9 protein-coding genes are annotated in these 23,701 nt (G+C 42.1%); 8 read left to right on the forward strand and 1 reads right to left on the reverse strand.

Translation table 11 applies throughout. The annotated features are described in order from the left end of the window. Positions 1–325: 325 nt before the first annotated feature. The 8 genes from SIO70_RS15560 to SIO70_RS15595 all read left to right on the forward strand — a co-directional run bounded on the left by SIO70_RS15560 (position 326) and on the right by SIO70_RS15595 (position 22,693). The gene (locus SIO70_RS15560; RefSeq protein ID WP_320581773.1) at positions 326–1,492 is read left to right on the forward strand and encodes a hypothetical protein; all 1,167 of its coding nucleotides are present in this window, start codon (positions 326–328) and stop codon (positions 1,490–1,492) included. Positions 1,493–1,815: 323 nt separating this feature from the next. Next, positions 1,816–4,119, forward strand: a complete 2,304-nt coding sequence (locus tag SIO70_RS15565; RefSeq protein ID WP_320581774.1) for a hypothetical protein — start codon at positions 1,816–1,818, stop codon at positions 4,117–4,119. Next, a complete protein-coding gene (locus SIO70_RS15570; RefSeq protein WP_320581775.1) occupies positions 4,120–5,202 on the forward strand; it encodes a hypothetical protein in 1,083 nt (360 codons plus the stop codon). Beyond that, positions 5,199–5,933 carry a hypothetical protein gene (locus SIO70_RS15575; protein WP_320581776.1) on the forward strand — a complete coding sequence of 245 codons (735 nt, stop codon included), beginning with the start codon at positions 5,199–5,201 and terminating at the stop codon, positions 5,931–5,933. Before SIO70_RS15570 ends, SIO70_RS15575 begins: the two co-directional genes overlap by 4 nt. A 37-nt stretch (positions 5,934–5,970) precedes the next feature. Beyond that, the gene (locus SIO70_RS15580) at positions 5,971–12,810 is read left to right on the forward strand and encodes a DUF5977 domain-containing protein (RefSeq protein ID WP_320581777.1); all 6,840 of its coding nucleotides are present in this window, start codon (positions 5,971–5,973) and stop codon (positions 12,808–12,810) included. A gap of 29 nt (positions 12,811–12,839) precedes the next feature. Beyond that, a complete protein-coding gene (locus SIO70_RS15585) occupies positions 12,840–14,447 on the forward strand; it encodes a hypothetical protein (protein ID WP_320581778.1) in 1,608 nt (535 codons plus the stop codon). Between the two features lie 4 nt (positions 14,448–14,451). Further along, the gene (locus SIO70_RS15590; RefSeq protein WP_320581779.1) at positions 14,452–21,897 is read left to right on the forward strand and encodes an RHS repeat-associated core domain-containing protein; all 7,446 of its coding nucleotides are present in this window, start codon (positions 14,452–14,454) and stop codon (positions 21,895–21,897) included. A gap of 4 nt (positions 21,898–21,901) precedes the next feature. Next, on the forward strand, positions 21,902–22,693 hold the full coding sequence (locus tag SIO70_RS15595; RefSeq protein WP_320581780.1) for a hypothetical protein: 792 nt from the start codon (positions 21,902–21,904) through the stop codon (positions 22,691–22,693). 546 nt (positions 22,694–23,239) lie between these two features. On the opposite strand, the gene SIO70_RS15600 is transcribed toward SIO70_RS15595, so the two are convergent. Then, complete coding sequence (locus SIO70_RS15600; RefSeq protein ID WP_320581781.1) at positions 23,240–23,701, reverse strand: transposase; 462 nt, start codon at positions 23,699–23,701, stop codon at positions 23,240–23,242.

The raw sequence follows: 23,701 nt of genomic DNA on the forward strand, positions 1-23,701 counted from the left end.
CGCATTCACAATCCAATGCGCTGGTTTGATATGCCTATCAACGTTTATGTAAGGAACTCCATTTATTGCCCAACCATAAGCAATATGGCCCATACGAAAAAACAAATAGGTTGGTCTGCATGACCAGATATTCCGATAACCAGCAGACTTCCTGTTGCTTTGTAAAGCATTATAGGCTGAATCGTGTATTTGAATATACAGTAAGTTTCAGCTGTACAAAAGGTTTGACTATTCGCTTAATTGATATTCTCTTCTATTGTAATAAACAATTTTAAAGGCTTATTTAACCTGGGACAATAATAACTTCATTTTTAATCCAAATTACATGCGATCACTATTATTAATTTTATCCCTTTGTCTTGTTAATGTATTTGCGAAAGCGCAAATGTATGACTGTTTGAATTATTCGGCAGTTGCTATTCCCAAAAATGGAGTGAAAATAATGACGAATCTGCCGAGTGCCGGTGCCAATATGATGCCCACTTTATTCATCCAGGGATTTGGGTTCGGCAATGCAGCTACTATTAATATTCAGCTGACCTTTTATTTCAACAGTAACACTTTTACATACCCTAAAGCCTCTAACAGTGGTACTTATAGTCCGCCTATCACGTTGGCACAGGAGAATGGTAAAGTGGTTATTTTTATTGATTCAAAAATTAACTACCAACGTTTCCATGTCAGTGCCTGGGGGTCTGGACTTGCATCTGAAACTGCTGCCAACTTCGCTGGCTGGACATGGGCAGATACAACATTATTTAGTGAGGCAACCAGTATTAAAACCGTTCCTTATGTTAATAAATTCGATGGAACGGTGTATCTTCCTGATAGTATAACAGCTCTTCCCGAAGGAAAATTTGGGATCAGTACATTAACTCCCCGGGCCCCATTGGATGTCAGTACTACAATCGCAGATACTATTACAGCAGTTCTTTCCAGGTTACCTGAAGGACATTACTACGGCCGGGGGACAATGTTAGGTGTGCATGCTGTAAACTCTACACCTCATTATAGTTCTTCTTTTGCGATTGAACATTATTTTTATGGGTATAAAAACAGTGCTATTAACTTTTGCAGAGGAAATTCCGTACAGGGTGGTTTTATGACATTCAGTACGAACGATGGAACCGAGAAAATGCGGCTGGATGCAAGTGGTAATCTGGGAATTGGTACTGGCACTACTACTTTAGGCCAATACAAATTGACAGTAGAAGGTGCGATTGGTGCCAGAAAATTGCAAGTTACACAGGGAGCATGGGCTGATTTCGTATTTGCTCCTAATTATCAGTTACCCAATTTGTATGAAGTAGACAGGTACATAAAAGAAAATCGCCACCTGCCGGAAATCCCTACCGAAAAAGAGGTAAAGGAAAATGGAGTTGATGTGGGTGAAATGAATATGCTGTTGTTACAGAAGGTGGAGGAACTAACCTTGTATCTGATAGAACAGCAAAAAACAATAGATGAATTGAAAAAATTGATTCAAAGGTAATGTCATTACAATATAATACTTATAATAGTGTGTATGCTTTGCGTGCACACTATTATAAGTAAAACTCTCCACTTCCGGCCCCCACCATCAATCATTAATAAAATTCCTCCCAATAAATTTTGTATTCTCCATTTATTCTCTAATTTTGTCACACAGCATTCCATTTTAACCTTTATCTGTCAGTGAATTACTTAACCCATTTTTTAATCCAAAAAAATATCTATGTCATAATTTTTACCCAATCGAGAACGCATTAATACCCATTCTGATTTAAGAATACCTATATGTTCGTATTCCCAATCACAACTGTTTAAGTAAACAAGTTGAAATTACTATACCTTATATTATTCTTCCTCACGGCAGGGAGCCTGGTAACTTATGCTCAATTACAACGTAGTACCAGTCTGCCCGGAGCTCCAGGTAAAGGACCCATAGTTGCTTTCCCCCGTGGTATTAAACAATCTTCCGGCGAAGTGTCTTATATAATGGCAACTGACACCGGTGGCAATGTTAACCTGATACCCTTATATGGTAATAAACACTATGACACCACCACCCGGTCGCTACCACCCCGCAAGCCTTTCCTGAAGGTGCATGGGAATGTTATGTATGACTATTACTACCAATCCGGCGTTGATACCCCATATCAGCAAAAAGATATTTACCAGCATACTGTACAGACCTATCTGGACCTCACTATCAGGGATCAATACCCCGTGCGTGTTGCATTTACCACTGCCAGGGGCAATTCTACCCTGTTCCGCAATATCACAGGCGTGAATATGCAATACACTAACCGGGATTTCAAGAACCTGTTGTATGATAAACTGCAAAAATGGGATGCCTCCCAAATAAGCCAGTTGCAACAATTACAATTAGAAAAGGAACAGCTGAATGCAAAATCCCTGGAATTGTACCAGTTAAAAGACTGGCTATCTTCTCCTGCCCAGTTACAACGGTTAGTAGAAGCACGCGAGCGGAAGTTATACGGAAGAAGAGATACCCTGCCCACACCTGGGTTGGATTCCCTTCCAAAGGTGCCTTCATTGCCGGAAGCACCTTCCTGGGATGTACTGCTTCGTTATAAGGGCCGCCTGGATACGAAAGACAGCGCCACTAACCATCTGCCTTCCGACTCAAGTTTTGAAAACTATTACGCAGCCCGCCAACGTCAGTTAGATTCCCTGCAGAACCGCCTGCGCATCATGGATAGCACTTATCATGCTCACGAGGCACAGGCAGGTAACCTCAAAGGAGATGTGATTGAAAAGCTGATGAGCAGTAAAAACAATGCGGAACTTTCTCAACGTCTGAAAGAAATGAACCTGCCAGACACCGTGTTGCCTAAAGGCTACAAGACTTTATTGGCGATTCGCTCTATAGGCCTCGGCCGTACCATGGCTGACTACTCTGAACTAACTGCCAAAGGCATTAGTATCACCGGTGTGCAGGCAGAGTTCAACCCATCTTATTATGTGGCAGTTGCTGCTGGTACGATCGATTATCGTTTCAGAAATTACGTTGTAAATAGCGGTGCTCCCCGTCAATACCTGGCTTTGATAAGAGCCGGTTACGGCATGAAAGAAGGCAATCACCTGTTCTTTACCTATTACATGGGTAAAAAGCAACTCTACAACCTGAATACCAGTGCAGATAGTACGAGCACTCCTAACTATCATATCATGGGTGTTGCTGTAGAAGGCCGCTGGCAGATCACGAAGCACACCTATATGACCGGAGAAGTGGCAAAGTCTTCTTTACCCTATTATCAGCAATCCGGCCATAGTATGTTCAGTGATCATACCAATGAAGCTTATTCCCTGAGCGCGAATTCACTGATAACAAAGACAGGTACTAAACTCACCGGTGTATACAAGGTAATGGGAGCAGGGTTTCAGTCCTTCAGCCTTTATACAACAGGCTCCAAACAAATCGCATGGACCGTGCGTGTAGATCAGCCTTTCTTTAAACAGCAATTGTTAGTCACCGCCTCTGTACGCAGAAATGATTATACGAGTCAGTACCAGCAGGCCGATTATAAAAGCAATACCATTTTCAAAAGCATACAGGCTACATTAAGGATCAAACACTACCCTGTAGTGAGTGTGGGATATTATCCCACCTCTCAGCTGACAAAACTCAGTGACGGTACTTATATAGAAAGTACTTTCTACACGATGGTTGGAACAATGAGCCATTTCTACAAGGTACATAGTGTCATGATGAATACAATGCTCTCCTACACCCGCTTCTACAACAAGCAGGATGATAGCAGCTATGTATACTACAACACAAAGAACCTGTTGCTGAATCATACGATGTTCATGGGCAAATTTACCGTACAGGGCACTGGTTCAGCGGCTATGAATGGCGACTATGACCTGTATGGTGCGGATGGTACTGTGTTGTATAAAGTCAAAAGCTGGCTGGACATTGGCGCAGGCTTGAAATATAGTTATCAAACAACCTATGAACTCAGGAATGTGGGCTATACCGGTACGGCTCGTGTCGCTATCCCATATTTCGGACAGATAGAGGTCATGGCAGATAAAGGATTTATCCCAGGAGCTGAAAAGCGATTGGTTTCAAATAATACTGGTCGAATCACCTATACTAAAACATTTTAAATGAGACATTTTATCCTGATAGCCCTGGTGTTGCTATCTCTTCAGGCAACCGCTCAGGTAAACATGACAGTGCAGTTACCCCCAACCGGTGTGATGCAAAAAGCACAGTTATGGAATATCTTACTGGTATCTGCTTCCTCTTCATCCATCTGGGTGCGTGTTGAATTACGTGTCACAGACGCCCAGTCCAACCAACCGGTATTGACAGGTGTAAGCCGTAATATAATGTTAAACAAAGGTGCCAAACAATTACAGGTAGCAGATGTAACGCCTGTTACCTACGAATACCTGTCACCTACTGCTGACAGAAATGCGAATGGTCTGCTCATGGCAGGCACTTACACCGCCTGTTACAGTGTATTCCTGGTATCAGGTGATGCATATTCCCTGATTGCAGAGGATTGTCTGCCATTCGCCGTGGAACCGGTAAGTCCGCCGTTGTTGAATAATCCGGCAGACCAAAGTGTAGTAGAAGGGAATTTACCCCAGTTCACCTGGATACCTCCTGCTCCAATCACGATCTTCAGTGATCTGAACTACGATTTCACGATCGTAGAATTAAGGAATGGTCAATCTCCTGCCGAGGCGATCCAATCAAATATTCCGGTGTACCACACCACTCATTTAAAAGATCAGTTCTTAAACTACCCTGCTTCCGCCATAGCACTGGATACAGCGAAGAACTATGCCTGGACAGTGGTTGTAAAGAACAACACACAGTTCGCCGCGCAAACGGACATCTGGACATTTAAGATCAAGGGTGTACCCAATGAAAAAATAGTAGTGACGCAGGATGCCTATGTACAACTGAAAAGGGAACTGGATGGCTCAAGTGTAGCCTGCTCCGGCGCATTACAGTTCGGCTATAGCAACGATGCCGGCGATACTACCGTGACATATGAAATCATTTCCTTAGATGCAGGTCAGCGTGTTGTGAAGACAGCCACTCTCTCATTAGACCGTGGTATGAACAACTTAAAAGTAGACCTGAAAAAAGTAAGTCTCACCACTGGTCAGTCCTACCTGTTCCGTTTAAAGAACGGCAGACGTGAATACTGGCAGATAAAATTTGTTTATAAATGAGGTACTTCCTTACACTAATTATTAGTATAGCTGCTGCTCTGTCTGTACAGGCACAGGATACTGCAGCTATTGCGAAAGCGATCAATATCTTTCGTCGGGTGCAGGCCAAAAGCCAGCAACAACCGGTAAGTTTTGAAGTGAATTATACTTATTCCAATGAGTCTACACCCGGAACATTGCTGGATAGTCTGAAGGGAAAGATAGAGATAAGCGGAGAGAACTATCGTAGTACGCTGGATAATACTGAGACGATTCGGAATGCTAAATATAGCATTGTACTATTTAAAGAGGATAAGCTCATGTACCTGGCCGCGAACAGTAAATCAGCTTCTCCTGCTGATCCGCTGGAGACATTGAATGCATTACTGAAAGGAGCGACTAATAGTACATTCAGTTATCAGAAACGAAATACAATTATCAATGTTTCGTTTCCTGCCGGAGGCAATTGCAAACAGTTATCTATAACAATAGATACCGTCTCACAAAGATTGTTATCCATGCAGTATATCCTGAAAACAACCTTGTTGATGGGTGACGAGATGAAGAATGAAGTGCCGGAAGGATATGAGGAATATGCACAGGTGAAAGCGAGCTTCTTTAATTATAAAGACATACCATTGAATAGCAGCCGTTTTGATGAGAAGGCTTTCTTTTATAAAGATGGGGATGCATTTAAAGTGACGCCTGAATATGAAGACTATAGCATTTTCGTAGGCACACCTGGACTATAAATTTTAAAATACTATACCTAAGAAATAATTATCAATCATGATTCTGGAAGTAGCTGCAAGGGGGAAAAAGACATTTGCTGCAGTCATGCTGGCCCTGCTGTACATTGAGACAGTACTGCCAATGAATGCACTGGCGGCGGTAAGAAGTGGGTACCCTGTCAGAGCCATTGTCCCTGTTCCCGACAAGGCCAATAAGAAGTTAATGCCGGTGGTCGTTAATAATGCCCCACACCACCCGGCGATCATTCAGACAAATTCAAAAGTCCTTGAACCGAAGGCAGAAGGAATGCAACCACGTTCAGAAGGTTTGCAACCTAAACCTGAAGATATCGGCGGTCCCGGCCAACCTGAAACCCAGGCATTCACCTCTGTGAATGGAGATAATTTAGTAGATCTCTTTTCCGGCGATTTCTCCTACAAGGTGCCTTTGATGGATGTAGGCGGTTACCCGATAGCACTGGGATATAACAGTGGCATCTCCATGGACCAGGAACCAAGTTGGGTTGGATTGGGCTGGAACGTCAATCCAGGTACTATCACACGTAACATGCGTGGATTACCGGATGAATTTAACGGTGCCGATAGTGTTCGAAAAGTACAATATATGAAGGAAACAGAATCCTGGGGTGTAAACCTGGGAGCAGGGTATGAATTATTTGGAACACCTAGTGATCAAGCCAGGTCAGCCAGTGACGCTTCATCTATTGGAACTTTGGATTTCGGCATAGCCTTTACTTATAACAACTATAGGGGATATGGAATAGAATCTTCTATTTCCCCCGGATTGAACGCGGGTTCAAAGACATTCCCCGGACTGTCAGGGGGATTATCCCTGACGAATAGCTCTACAGATGGTCTTACATCAGGGGTATCTCTGTTCTATCAGCAAGGTGTAAAAGAGGCAAGCCAAACGAATACCGGTGCTGCTGCGACAGCCTCCGTATCTGGGTCTTATAATACCCGTGCAGGGTTAAAAGACCTGCAATTTTCCGTAGGAGACAGGTTATACCGCACAACCGGTAAAAATAATCCTACTAAAGGTACCAGTGGCGCTTTTCAGTCAAGTATATCTTTTGCCCGTCAGGCATACACCCCACAAATTACTTTCCCTTATACAAGTACTGCCTTTAGTTTTACCGCAAAGGTGGGTTCTGTAGCAATATCATATCACCCATATATCCGTGCAGCCTATAACCATGCTAAGCAGGAAATTGCAGGTGCAGATACTGCCCTTATATTGCCCGCATTCGGTTACCTGAACTATCAGAATGCTAATGGTAAACCCAGCTCACTCCTGGATTATAACATCGAAAAGGAAATGCCTTATCGTGAAAAGCCGGCAATTCCGACCATTGGTATTCCAGCTTACACATATGATGTATTTGCCATTTCCGGGGAGGGCACAGGTGGAATGTTCCGCGCATATAGAGGTGATATCGGTTATGTGTATGATCACCAGATGAAAACAAAGGATGGGTCCATCAGTGGTAGCATCGATCTTGGTTTTGGACAAACATTCCACTGGGGAGCCGATTTTAACCTTACACGTGCCAACTCTGAAAATGGTCCATGGACGGCGTTGAATGCGATGGCAGCCGTTGCCCCATTTAAAAATTCAAACGGATTATACGAAGCTTCTTATTTCAGAAACCCGGGTGAAACTACAGTAAACGATAAGAGCTGGCAGAATGCATTAGGTGGGGATGATGTAGTCGTGACCAGATTATACCAATCCAGCAAAAGTGATCCTGATATTTACGCAAAAAATCTGCTGGATAAATACAGGAACGATTCTCTGAAAGAAACAGTTACTGTAACCAGCCGTTCTTCCAGTAGAGCAGTACGTGATAAACGTACACAGGTTATTTCTTACCTGACAGCCGAAGAAGCCAGTACTGCAGGATTATCTAAATATATTGATAACTACGGTGAAAACAAGTTCCCGCTGCAGAGTTGCGATATGACCTATCCTTCTGATCTTGATTCACAGGGATTGAGAGGAGACTACTACAGCGGACAAGGTTTTGAACGTTTTTTATTCTCCAAAACTGATAAGATTGTCAACTATGGTTCAACCATCGAGTTTCAGGCGTCAGAACCTACAGGAGCACCTAAAGTAAATACTAATTTCTCTGTTCGCTGGACCGGCAGATTGAAAACAGATGTCACAGGCAGATATGTGTTTTCTACCAGGACTGATGATGGGATTCGCTTATACCTCAATGACTCTCTCATCATTAAGAACTGGACAGGTAAACCTGCTGACTATGAAGATACCGCTGTAGTAAACCTGGTAGCAGGGGAAAACTACAAGTTAGTAATGGAATATTTCCAGAAGAAGGAGAAAGCAATTGCCAGATTGCAATGGAGATTTGCTGGCCAGGCTACACAGGCTATTCCAACGCCGAATTTATACCTGGAATCGACGAAGACTTCTTTCCCAACCAGTGATGGTGCCATAGTAAGAGAAAAACGTGTAAATACTTTCCGCAAGAAAAATCATATCTCCGAAATAGATGTGCTAAATGCAGATGGCCGCCGTTATATATATGGTGTACCTGTATACAATTTCCTGCAAAAGGACGTCACTTTTTCTGTAGATGCAAACAAAGGGGATAAGGCATCTGGTTTGGTAGGTTATGTACCTAATGTAGATAATGCAGTCGGCAATCCGAATGGTAATGATAATTACTTCAGTAAGGAAGAAATGCCTGCTTATCCACATAGCTTCCTGCTATCAGCGATCCTCTCACCTGATTATGTCGACCTTACCGGAGATGGCATTACACCTGATGACCCGGGAGATGCCATTCGCTTTAACTATACGAAAATAGCCGATAAGAATAACCCTGAAAAATGGCGTATACCTTATAATAATAAAGCAAATTATAACCAGGGTTTACAAACAGATAACAGGGATGATAAGGGTAGCTATTTATATGGTGAGAAAGAATTGTGGTATCTGAACTCTATTGAGTCCAAGAATATGATGGCTATTTTTTGGGTGTCTAATCGCGAAGACCTGCCGGGTATGGATGAGAATGGAAATGTGCAGGCAGTTGGTCAGCATAAGAAATTAGATTCTATCAAGTTATATTCTAAATCAGATTACCTGAGCTATGGCAACAATGCATTAGCTATCAAAACGGTACACTTCAGGTATAGTTATTCCCTTTGTAAAGGCGTGAACCCCAATAATGCCAATGGGAAACTAACACTTGATAGTTTATGGTTTACCTATAATGGTAATCAGCGAAAGGATAAAAATGCTTATGTATTTAAGTATAATTCCAATAATCCGGCCTATCAGACTAACTATTACGATCGCTGGGGGAACTATAAAAATCCTTCCCAGAATCCCGGGGCACTCAATAATGCAGAATATCCGTATGCACTGCAGGACAGTACACAGGCTGCTACAAATGCTGCTGCGTGGACACTGGATCAGATCAAGCTTCCTTCTGGTGCAACAATGAAAGTTGATTACGAAAGTGACGATTATGCATTTGTTCAGAACAGGCGTGCCGCTCAGTTATTCCGGATTGCAGGTTTCAGTGCTGGTATACCAGGCTCCCAGAGCAGTCTGAAAAATGAATTGTATAGTCTTACCAATGAACCTACATATGTAGGAATCAACGTTCCCAAACCAGTGAGCAGTAATCAGGAACTATATAGCCGCTACCTGGAAGGAATGGATACATTGTTCTTTAAGGTATTTGTAAAAATGCCTACCGATAAATTTGGTAGTGGTAGTGAATACGTAAACTGTTATGCTACGATAGAGCCAGGTAATTATGGCTATTATAATAATGGGTTCTCCATTTGGTTGAAGCTGCAAACAGTCAACAAAGCAGGGGAAGTAGTGTCTGGTGGTTATAATCCGGTAGCAAAAGCCGCTATGCAGTTCCTTCGTCTGAACCTCCCATCCAAAGCATATCCTGGCTCTCAGACAGGTGATAACCTGACGCCATTGGATGGGGCCAAAATGTTACTGTCACAGGTGACTAATCTCACAGAGATGCTCACAGGTTTTGATACAGATGCAAGAATAAAAGGTTGGGCGAAATCTTTTGATACTTCCAGATCCTTTATTCGCCTGGCTAACCCGTATCTGAAGAAATATGGAGGTGGCCTGCGTGTAAAGAGAGTCTCCATCTTTGACAACTGGAATGCGATGACCAAACAAAAAGAGGCAGTGTATGGACAGGAATATATCTATACAACTACCCGGTCTATTAGGGGAGTTGGCGATTCAGTGACTATCAGTAGTGGTGTAGCCACCTGGGAGCCTTCAATTGGTAGTGAGGAAAACCCATGGCGCTTACCTATGCAATACAAGGAACAGGCGGCAGTATTAGCGCCTGTGAGCAGCGGATATGTAGAAAGGCCACTGGGCGAATCTTTTTTCCCTGCTCCTGCTGTAGGTTATAGTAAAGTAAGAGTACGGTCTATCAACACCAAAAATAAACGTTCAGCTAATGGGTATGCGGAAACCCGTTTCTATACCAGTTACGATTTCCCGACTCTCACAGATAAGACGCCAATAGGAGATAATAAGAAGAGGTTTAAGCCAACATTGGCCAACTTATTGAAAATTGATGCCAAGCACTATATGGGTGTCAGTCAGGGTTTCAAAGTTGAGTTGAATGACATGAAGGGTAAGATAAAATCTCAGGCAGTGTATGGTGAAGCTGACCCTGATCACGAAATTTCCTACACTGAGAATTATTATCATGTAGATGATCAGTCAGCAACTTTCAAGCATTTAAATAATACCGTAAAGGTCATTAATGATACGGGTTTTATTGATGCTTCTGCATCTGTAGGTAAAGATGTGGAGCTCATGATGAGTATGCGTCAGCAACGTTCAGTTACCAATGCCTACAATTTGAATATTAACTCCGACGGCTGGTTGGTAGGAGCTTTCTTTGCTATAATACCGAGCTTACTCAATATCGCTCAACGGGAAGAAACGATCTTCCGTGTACTCGGTACCACAAAAATAGTGAACCGACATGGCCTGCTGGATAGTGTGGTTGTAAAAGACAAGGGAAGCCGGGTCGTAAGCCGCAATCTTGTTTATGATGGCGAAACGGGTGATGTGGTATTGACAAGTTCACAAAATGAATTTAATGATCCGGTATATCATTTTTCAGTTCCTGCGGGTTGGGCGTATGATGGTATGAGTGGCGCCTATAAGAATATTGGTGCTACCGCCGATAACGTAACTATCCGCGAGGGTAAAATCGTATCCGGGTTACCTGATACAACTATTGTCAAATATTTTGCAGCAGGTGATGAGATCCTGGTATATACCCGTCAAAAGACAGGTGGTACGGATTGTGATCCTGAAATCGCAACATGGCCCGCTTTAAGCAGACTCTATGCTGTTGATGCAAATGCGATAAGCGGTGGTACGCCGGATCTTTACTTTGTAACGAAGGATGGAGCACCATTTACCGGCAACAAAGTAACGATGAAAGTGACCCGTTCCGGCAGAAGGAATATCGCTGCAGTAGCAGGAGAAATAACGATGCTGAATAATCCAATCGTTGGTGATACTGCATTGGTCATTAATGCTAACGCTGGTGTGTTAAATGCAACTGCTACGGAATTCAGTCAGTTCTGGAAAGTGGCGGATAAAAAGAAAAAGGACTCAGTTACAAGTTGTATAACGCAATCTTATGCATTGTATAGTAAGGATTCCTGTGGCGTACATGTATACGGTAACGATAGTACCGGCGCGTGGTACAAGGCACAGTGTGCCACTGGTAGAGTGTCCAATTATGTATACTATCATATCGACCGTGATATGTATTCTTCTACCGTTAGTCAGCAGGCTGCAAATGATTCTGCAAAGAAAGCACTGGATTCTCTTGGCCCTGTGTATGCTTCCAGGTTTAGTCCATGTTTGTATCCGAATGCCGCTATGAGCAGAAACTATGTGAGGAATAATTGTCCTTCAGGTACAGTACCGGATACAACCACTTATACAGTGGCGTATGATACGTATCGTGAAACTACCCAGGCGCAGGCTGATGCAGATGCTGCAGCTGATACGGCCGCGAATGGACAGGCTTATGCAAATGCACATGGAAACTGCCTGACTTGTAACTTCTTTGTAAATAAGAAGCCGGATTCTGAGGATATGCCATCATTCCAGATGATTGCTAGAAACAATCAAACAGGTGTGTCTTATACTTTAGGTGGTGGTGAACAGGTGACACAGTTCCCAATATGTAAGGCAATTCCTGAGGGATCTTACACCGTGTATATGTCTGCCATGGAACAATGTTATGCATTTACGAAGGATTCTGTACAACATACACTTACCAGTGGTACTACCGATTCATCATTTACGACGACGACGCCAATAAATATAGCAGTGTCAAGGAATGGACGGATATATAACAATGCATTTTCGCTCTATGCCACCAAACAGGGCTGTGATTCAGGCTATGTAGGATCAACAGTTTCAAAACAGATAGCTGCAAATCTGGCTTATTCTTATGTGTCTCAGTTAGATGCTCAGGATAAAGCAGGTGCCAGTTCTTTGAGCGCTTTGCAAGCCACAGCGAATGCGCAGGGGATATGTCTGGATGCAACACATCTGGTAATGAGAACAAAGGCGAATAGTACTTCAACTTATAGCAGTATCACTTATCAAACCGAAGGAGGGACTGCGACTACGAAGATTTTTGACGATGTTCAATTAACTATTCCTCTTAGTCAGGCGATGTGGACAATTACCCTGAAAACTATGTCTGGTACTTCAAATGTATCTATAAATGGAGGTGCTACGGAAACTTTTGATAGTAATGGGAAAACATGGCATATCACCGGCCCGCCAATTACCATTGAAATTTGGAATCCGTAATTAAATTCTTAACACTCCTGATTAAACATATGAAACGATATATTCTCATACTGATCTATAGTTGTTTAATACTGGCAGGCACCAACCTGTACGGACAATCCTCCTGTACCTGCGAATGCCTCAAGCCACTGTTCGACTATCTGATCGCATCCAACCGTCTCCAAACAAAAGAAACGGACCACATCATCCTTGCATCTCTCCTCAGAGATGCAAGGCTTGCTGGTTACGATGTCTCTTATACCAGGTGTGCAATCCTATATAAGAACATTAATAAGTACTTCTACGCTACCTCTACAGCTACTTCCGGCACCACTTATAATGCCAGAATAGGTGATTGTGAAGTCAATATTAACGCTACCAGCTCTGTAACTTTCAATAATCTGCTAAGTAATGCCTGCACCGGCACCGGCGAAACAGTGACCTACCATCTTTCCGGTAGTACTACCACCATCGCTACACTATCCATTGGCAATTGTTACACCTGCACAACAGCCGCTTCCGCCCTCTGTTACAGTGCTGTCACCGACACCAGTGTGAATGCGTATACTTATGGGCTGGCAGGTAACTGGCGTCCCTCCAAAAGCTATGTCTACTATGGTAATCGTGCTGAAACAAATACAACAACCGAAGTAGTGCTCAGAACCGGGGGAACTATATCTGCCTTTGCTCCATTCTGGAAAGTCGTTAACAAAAAATTGACTGCTCAGCAGGATACTACCCGTTGGGTGTGGAATAGCCAGACAACCCTCTATAACAAAAAAGGGCTGGAACTGGAAACAAGAGATCCTTTAAACAGATATACCGCTGGCCTGTACGGTTACCAGGACGCCATGATCATTGCCGCTACTCAAAATGCGCGCTACAGAGAAGCCACCTACGAAGGCTTTGAAGACTATTATTATGGAGTACCTGCTTGTGATGAAGGCTGTAGCATAGGTCGTAACCTGGACTTTTCGGGGTATAAATCATATATCACTACCGAAGCGCCACATACCGGCAAATACAGCATACGTATACCCAAAGACTCAACAATTGGTATCAGTGCCTCCGTTGAACAGGCCGATAGTACTTCCCTTGGACTGACTTTTAATACAGGCACGAATCTCTGCACCAGTACGAATATTTTAAAAAGTGTAAAGGCGACCCAGGATGCCCTGTTGCCAATCTTCTCACCAATAGCAGGCAAACAGATCGTAGTAAGTTGCTGGGTAAAAGAAGCACAACCATGTACTGGCGAGACCTATGTGAACAATCGCCTTTCCATTGTAGTAAAACGTGCCGGCAATAGTGATACTACTTATACTGCTATTCCTAAAGGCGCTATCATCGAAGGTTGGCAGCGTTATGAGCAGGTCGTATCCCTGCCTGCCGGAAGTACCACCTTATCCATCTATTTGAAATCGTTGAATAGTACAGTCGTATACCTGGATGACCTCCGCATTCACCCATACAATGCGAACATGAAATCCTTTGCATACGATCCGGGTAATTTAAGGCTGATGGCCGAACTGGACGAAAATAACTATGCAACCTTCTTTGAGTATGATGATGATGGTACATTGATTCGTCAAAAGAAAGAAACGGAAAGAGGAATAAAAACAATTTCAGAAAGCAGAAACGCCCTGTTAAAAGAATAGCCCTATGCGACAATTATTGCAAAAATATACCGGCATCTTTAGCGTGCTACTATTATTGCTGATCACAGCAATGGATAGCCATGCCCAGTCAGTCACCGTGCTCCGGCAAACACTGGATAGCAACAAGATCGCTGTGAATGATAGCATTGTGGTGACAGATGCCACATATTTCGACGTAACTAAACTACCAAAACTAGATACGCCTTATAGCGTAAAAAACGTCGTTACCTTAAAGATCAATGAATATTCAAAACTTTACCTTCCTTCGGAGTTTACAGCTTCTGTGAAGGTGAGGATTACATATACCAAACCAGACTTTAAAACCGATACCCTTTCACAGACGCTGACCATTAACTACAAATCTACCGATGCTTATACCAGCAGGTCCAGCTTTGTATTCAGCAATGCGCATAAGGTAAAGGTGGAGGTATTGAGTGTAACTATTACTGCGGAGAAGGACATTCTTCCTGCATTGACACTGGAAAATGAGATGTACGTTCGCCCCGTATATAAACTGGCTTGTACGGATGCGGTCACCAGTGTTTCAAATAATGGCGCCCAGTTGGTGGATACCAGTGATGAGCTGACGGTGCAATGGTCAGCAGTGGAAGGAGCAGATGCTTATGACCTGGAATGGACCCATATTGATTCTACCGCATTGTTCAGATATGGTACACCACTGGATACAGAGGCGGTATTCCGTAACAACGCTACCCGTGTGACCATTTCAGGCACCAGCTATAATATACCACTCATGTTCGACGAGCCGGGTATTATATTTTATAGGGTAAGGTCTGTGCAGGAAAGATCCAATAACGTGAGAATGGAAACTGTATGGAGTTCCAAATACAGTGCTGGATTCGGAAAATTTGGTTATAGCGGACACGAACGCTCTCTCAACTGGCAATCTGCCATCAGCTTTGCAGAAGAAGGAAAACGTAAGGTCGTAGTCAATTATTATGATGGTAGCTTACACAGTCGTCAGACGGTTACCAAAGATAATAGTACGAATACGGCTATCGTAGCAGAGACAATGTATGATTACCAGGGGCGGCCTGCTATCCAGGTAATGCCTGCACCTACATTAAGTAATGCAGTAAAATATTTCAGGAGTTTTAATAACGCTGCAAATGGAGCTGAGTATGACAAGAACCAATATGATTCCCTGGCTAGCGCCAGTGACTATCTGACTGGCGGTGCAGCAGCGATGTCTTCTTTATCAGGTGCTAACCAGTATTATTCTGCAAACAACCCTGAGAGCAACCAGGGCGTGAACCGTTACCTGCCAAACTCGAATGGATATGCATTTACCCAGACAGAATATACACAGGATAATACAGGCAGGATCAGCAGGCAGAGCGGGGTAGGCGATGTATTTAAATTGGGTAGCAATCATGAGACCCGTTACCAATACGGCAGCCCAAGCCAGGAGGAACTGGATTTATTATTTGGTACGGATGTAGGAGATAAAACACACTATTTTAAAAATTCCGTAAAGGATGCAAATGGCCAGGTTGCAATAACGTATGTTGACATGCATGGCCGAACAATTGCAACAGCACTGGCAGGAAGTCCGGATAGTGCAAATCTTTCCGCATTGCCGGGTGTTACACCGCTGACTTACCTGGATACATTGTCACGTCAGGGTAGTAATCAAATCAAAGACCTGACACTTGAAACAGTTGAGAGCAAGGTAGTATCTGTTGATGCTACTTATACGTTCCACTACAATTTGAACACACCTTCTGTAAAGATGCCGGATTGTAATGGTGTCATCGTTAACTATCCTGTACGATACGATCTGTATATTACTATCACGGACGACGCAAATAACCAGCGTTTACCTGGTAAAAAAGCCTATGAAAGGGTATTCCGTAACTATACAGCAGGTACAGATCCCACTGCAAATTCAACAGTACAAAATATCGATGTAACTGATTCATTGGCGTTGACTTCAGGATCTTACCTGATCACGAAACGTCTTGTCGTGAACAGTGATGCACTTGCTTATTACCGGGACAATATTTACATGGCCCAATCCCTGTGTAAAACACTGGATGACTTTATCAATGATCAAAGAGCATTGCAGTCTACAACGGAATGTTTACCATCCTGCCAGGCATGTTTTGTAAGCATTGGTAGCTGGGATAACTTCCGGGCTAATTATATGAGCATTGGCCAGATCCAGGATACTGCCGCCAGCCGGGGTGCTGCATGGACGGCTTATGAAGCAGCCATCGATGCCTGTAATGCGCTGTGCGATAGTACTGCTCAGACTACAAATGTATTGAAGCAGATGTTGCTGGATGTAACAGCACCGTCAGGACAATATGCAGTGCCGGAAAAGAGTGAAAATATCTACTCCATCTTCTATAGTGATTCCGATGTTAAACTGCCTCCATACCAGGATACCCTGATTGTATATCTGGATGAGAATGGTAAAAAGGATACAGTATATGATGAACAGACAGGAGCATGGGTAATTCCGCAAAAACTGACTGCCACACAGTTTGGAAGTAAGTTTAAGTCTTCCTGGGCAAATTCATTATTGAAATATCACCCTGAATATTGTAAATACCTTACTTATATTAAGTATAAGTCAAGTTATGACTGGGATGATAAAGTTTCAAAAATAGATACCTATGCGGATGCAGTAGCAGCGGGATACCTGAACCCATTGGGAGACTCCTCTACCGGTAATTTTACAATCGTTACCGCTAATGTCGATCCGATAAAATATACCAGTATTAAGGATGGTTTGAATAGCCGGATGCAAAACTACATGAAGAGCAATCCCGCTGCTGTAAGCATGTATACTATGGCGATGGTTCGTGTGAAGTGTCCTTCCGATGGAACGTGTTATCAGACCGGTATTCATCCAACAACTGCTTTTGGTTTGCTGACCTGTACTGCAGATCTGGATATGGCATGGCGTGCATTCAGGGAGAGCTATAAGACAGAAAAGCATAACCTGATTGATGCAGTGATTGATGCAGCTTCCTGTTCCGGTACCCCAAAGATATCATCTGCTACACTCATTGCATCAGGATTCCAACCAGTTTTTTATGTAGCAGATAAGGCAGTCAGCGAGCAGGGTCCTTCTTACCTGAATCAAAATCAGGGTTCAGATTCAGTACGTGTGTCTATGGATTCATCTTATGCCCAGAATTGTAGAGCTTACATTGCAGATTGGTATAGTAAATTGATTGGTTGTATTGATTCAGCTACTCTTACTAACGTGATCTTACCAAGGTTAGTAGAAGTATGTAAACAGGGTTCTGATATATCCCATCCATTTGGCTCGAGTACAGTAGCACCAGGTAGCACTTATACATACAAAAGTTTCCAGGCAGTATTGGATGCATATTATGCTGGTAAAAACCTCCCGGCTTATACCTGCAATGCTTACCAGATTACCTCTCCGGCACCTTACGATCAGCAGCCGGCTTATTACGACATCACATTATACAGCAAACCAGACGATTGTCAGTGTACTAAGTTGAATGCGCTGAAGAGCGAATACACAGCAAAAGGAACAAGCCTCACATTTGCTGCTTATCTGACGGCTACGAGAGGTATCCATATGACCCAGGCGAACCTGGATTCCTTGTTGAGCTCATGTAATGGTAATAGCACGTGTGTCAGCCTTACATCTCCTATTACTATTCCACCGGCATTACAGTGCTATACGGGCGATATCTGTATAGGTTGTAAGGTAATTGATACATTGTATAATAGTTATATTTCCAAATATCCGGGTAATGCACCAGTAAGAGAGACAACAGATAGTGTGCAGATGAAGAAGAACCAGTTGTTCGAAAACTATATGAACGTGAGACTGGGCTTTAATAAGCATTATTGGGAGTATATGGACTTCAGGACTTACCAGTGCCAGATCAGTGATACGACAGGCGGCGGAGGTACTGTTATAGCGAGGGTTTCTAATGTCTCTGATCCTGTTGCTGATACTATATTGTTATGTGGAAAGTCAGTGACTATCTTTACTACAGTCAAGGATACAATCAACAATTGTTCTGATAGTGCCTTCCTGGTATATAGTCAGGGGTATGACTTATACAATAATTACAAGGATGTCCTGAAGAATAATTTTGATAAGATTTATCGTGATACGGCGATTGCTGGTGGGCTGCGTGAGTTGTTTACATTAGGGTATGGCACCAGTGAGTATCAGTATACTTTGTATTATTATGACCAGGCGGGGAACCTGACGAGGACAATTCCGCCAGCGGGAGTGGTGATAGATCGAAGTGCAACGTGGAAGGCGAATCTGGCAGCGGCAAGAAGGGCGGGTACACGGTTCGTGCCGGCGCATCAGATGGCGACGGAGTATAGGTATAATACGCTGAATCAGATAGCCTCAAAGAAAACACCTGATGATAGTATTACTAATTACTGGTATGATAAATTAGGTAGGGCGGTTGTTTCTCAGAATGTGAAACAATCATTAGCTAAAAACTATAGTTATACAAACTTTGATGCACTGGGTAGGCCGATTGAGGTAGGAGAGCTAACAAGTGCTACAGCCATGACTAGTACAATTAGCCGAAGTGAGCAAAGTTTAGCAAGCTGGTTGAATGCGGCGGCAGCTACCCGTACGCAGATTACAAAAACGGTTTATGATATTGCTTATTATGCATCTGATACCGTGCTGGTGCAGGATAATCTTAGAAACAGGGTTTCGTGGATGGCAATGTTTGATGATGCTGCATCTCTGAATACTACAGATGGATTAGATTATTCGAGTGGTACATTCTATAGTTATGATATCCATGGTAATGTTAAGTCCCTGTTACAGGACTACAAGCATGGAAATATGCTTATAAATGGTAACCGCTTCAAGACTATTAATTATCAATATGATTTAATTAGTGGTAAGGTTAATTTTGTATCGTATGAGCCAGGGAAGAAGGATGCCTTTTATCATCGTTATAGCTATGATGCGGAAAACCGCCTGACCAACGTTGAAACCAGTCATGATAGTATCTATTGGGAGAATGATGCCTGGTATGAATACTATAAGCATGGTCCGCTGGCTCGTGCAGTGATAGGTCAGCAACAGGTACAGGGTATTGATTATGCATATACCTTACAAGGGTGGCTGAAAGGGGTAAACAGTACCGCGCTTACACCAACATTTGATATAGGAGGTGACGGTGCCAGTGGTAGCCAGGTAGCGAAAGATGCATTTGGATTCGGTATCCACTATTTTGGTAATAGAGAATATACACCTGTCAGTGCCTCTGTTAAGCCATTTGCTGCGGCAGTTGGCAATAGCCCGTTATTCAATGGTAATATCTCTGCTATCAGCCAAAGCATTTCAACGCTTGGCACCCCGCTGGAATATACTTATTCCTACGATGTCCTCAACCGCCTTACAGGTATGGTCGCCAATAAGGGGTTGGATAGTTTAACCAACTCCTGGACCAATGCCTTCACAGCGCTTTCAGATTTCAAAGAAGCGGTTACCTATGATGGAAATGGTAACATCCTGACTTATAATCGTAATGGTAATAAAACCTTTGCAGGCTCACCTTTGGGAATGGATAGCCTGACTTATCATTACCGTCCTGGTACCAATAAGCTTTCCTATGTGACAGACCTGGTCAGAGGCGCTAATTATGGAAATGATATTGATAATCAGTCAATTGGTAATTACAAGTACGACAGTATTGGTAATATAGTTTCTGATGTCCGTGCCGGTGTGGATAGTATCAAGTGGAATGTATATGGTAAAATAGCCAAAATATATAAGCATGACACCACTTCTATTGTCTATGCCTATGATGCAGCTGGAAACCGGATCAGTAAGTCAGTAATCAGCAAAACGCAAGATACTGTCCAGACATTCTATATACGTGACGCTACGGGAAATATACTGAGTACCTATACTTATCGGGATACATCCGTTAATAGTGGCCAGTTAAGTCAGATAGAAGCCAATTTGTATGGTTCCAGCCGTTTAGGGATGACAACCTTGGCAACTAATGTACAGGATGCAACACCATCACCGACAACTAGTATCATAGGGTTAGGTTATGGAGAAAATATTACATTTACAAGAGGAAAGAAGTTCTTTGAGTTAACGAATCATTTGGGTAACGTTCTCGCTACTGTTTCGGACAGGAAAATTGGGGTGTCCCTTGATAGTTCCAGAATAAGTAATTATAACCCGGTTATTACTTTTGCCCAGGAATACTATCCATTCGGTATGTTGATGCCTGGTAGAGGCGGGCATATAGGGACAGGAAGGAATGTTGTGGGTAATAGCGTTGTAATGAATGGAGATACTATCCCTGCGACACTGACAGTCACTCAGCGGACAAATAATACTCCGGGAACTTATATGGCTACGCAGGTGATAAGTTTTGAAGGGGAGTTTGCAAGTGGGACTGGTGATGAGTTTACTACGCTGTTTGTAGATCAGACGAGTGCGGATCCAGGGAGTGAGACTGGAATAAGTTATGGTATAGCTGCGAAGGGGTATAGGTATGGGTTTAATGGGAAGGAGAATGATAATGAGGTGAAGGGTGAGGGGAATGAGCAGGACTTCGGAGCAAGAATTTATGATCCGAGGATCGGACGCTTCTTAAGTGTGGACCCTCTGTCTCAGAAGTACCATAATACACCATATTCATTCGCTGCTAATAGCCCCGTGATATTTGTCGATGTTGATGGAATGGCACCGGACTATCCTCCGTTTTGGCTGGCATTGAAGGAGTTAACATTGTATGGGAATGGGTCAGTAACTAGCGAAGAGTTTAGGCGGGTAGCAAAGGATAATAATGTCAATCCAAATTATTTACCTCGGCTTGGAAGAATATTTGAAGATGCAGCACTAAGGTCATTAGATTTGGCGGGAAAATCCAAAAAGATATATCCATACCTTATTACAGCACCAGATAAATATTTTGTACCAGATGCAATTGATGGCCAGATAGCTTATGTTGACAACTCTATGTATGATAAGGATGTGTATGAATTTCCTAATTCTGTGATTACGGATATTAAATATACAACCACAGGTAGAATTTCTTTAAAACCCGAATTCAATGACGATCAGATAGTTGGATTTATCGATTTTCTTTCTGAAGTAGGTGGTGTAACATTGAATGGAAGGCCAACTGGAAGAAAAGCAGCAGACTATGGTGCCGCAAAGCTGGTACTTGTTACACCTTGGGATGTAGTAATTTCTAAAGATATAATAAATTATGCGAAATCAAAGAATGTAGCTGTTTCTCAAAGGTTTACTGTTGATACCGATACGAATATGGGACTTACGAATCCAAATGATATAACTCTTAAAGTGACTCAATCTATCCATTTGTACAAACCCAAAAGTTTAGTTCCTAGTTTGGATCCCGATAGGAAGTTATTCGGAGATGATGACTTTGATGGAAAGGCTGTTAATGTAAATTGGAAAAAATTGTAAAATTATGATTTGTAAATCATCGATTCTTTTTTGTGTAATTATGATATTTTTGGGATGCAATGGAAGTGTAAATCAAACAGGGTTAAAAGAGATGAGAAGTAAAAAAGAATCTATTATGAAAAAAAAGCCATTTAAAATTAAAGGTGCTGATGGTAATTTCTATGAGGTTTTTCCTATTAGTAAAGAACAATTTGATTCTTTAACTAATAGTCAATCTGAAGGATTTGTGAAAGAAATTTATGAACAATATAATCTGGTAACATATCAACTTTCTGATAGTAGGATTGTTGTGGCTCAATCTGGAAATTATGCGATTTATCCGGATAAAGCTCTATTGCTATATACAATTTCAAAAATAGGGATGTCAACTTCCAAAGAATTGTTATCTGATAAAAACCCATATGGAGATAGATTTCCTGAACATGTTAATAGCTTAGTATTGGATTTTAAGCACAGATTTGGTATTAGTGATAATCTTGATGGAAAGGCTTTGATTATGGAGGTTGACAAGGTGATAAGAAAAAATAGGAATCAGGATTTTTTTGATAATTACTTTCTTTGTTTTATCGCCGTTGTGGGGGAATATTTTGTTACACATGAAAAAGCTATTTGGGTAATGGAGTTGGCAAGTGATAACACTACATGGCAACCTTATTTAAAGTTACCCAACAGAAATCTCTATTTTATTCATTATGTGCTAAAAGATTTTTACGATTCTAGTATTGATTTCCCGTTGTCAAATACTTGCGACGGAATGCTTGATATTTTAAGGGCTGATATTAAGGTTACGAAATAAGTTTGGTCATTGTCGCGGAAAGCTCCAGTCTGACAGCAGACAAAACTTCTCAGGCATTAAAAGAAGAAAGGATTAGAGCGGCAGGTGTAAACTTTAATCAGTCATAAACCATAGCATTCAATATTGCCAGACAAATTTCCGGGACAAATATAAGAATTGAGATTAAAGGCTATGCTTTAATGGGACCGAATGATAAACTTACGGATATTGTTCCATTGACAAATATTACATATGGGGAATTGGCTAGAAGGCGAGCGGAATATATAAAGCAAAGGCTTATAGCGAATGGTGTTAAGTCTAGCCAGATAAAGACAACCGTTCCCCAGAGAAAAGCGCATACCGCACAAAAAATCACTGCTACTTTTAGACAATAATAGTATTTTGGAAGTAGATATTTGAAAGGTTAGATTAGTTTTATATTATTAATTATTAATCATTATTGTCCGACTAAAGTCGGGTTAAAATAATCCGGATCCCTTTATCAACAAAGGTTGCAGGTTAAAAATTGAATGTTTCAAAACAAAGGGGAGCTCCCCCCAGATTTTACTATGGAGAAAAGACTAGCGATGCACTGTGCGTTTTTCTCCACGCTTTGTAGGTATCCTTAATAAAATCCAACAGCTCTACATAGCTCATCAGATGCAATCTGATAACTGTAATCATATTAGCAAATGACTTTTTCGTTGCCGCTTTCTTTCTGATTACGATCATCAGCAATTGAGCGATCAGTACACAGTATACCTGAGTTTTTATGGCATTATCGCTTTCACCCCAGAAATATCGTAGCGGAAAGTTTTGCTTAATCTGTTTGAATAACAATTCTATCATCCAGCGATTTTTATAAATGGTGGCGATTTTAGAGGCTGGTAACGTAAAATCATTAGTAATATATACATATACTTTCCTGTCTTTAGATTTGTAAATTACACGTCTGAGTTTCAGTCGCTCCATTATTATCCCATTTACTTTCACCGCTACTGTAATGTATTGTTCTTTGATTACGCCCAT

The organism is Chitinophaga sancti (genome assembly GCF_034087045.1).
GTDB lineage: Bacteria > Bacteroidota > Bacteroidia > Chitinophagales > Chitinophagaceae > Chitinophaga > Chitinophaga sancti_B.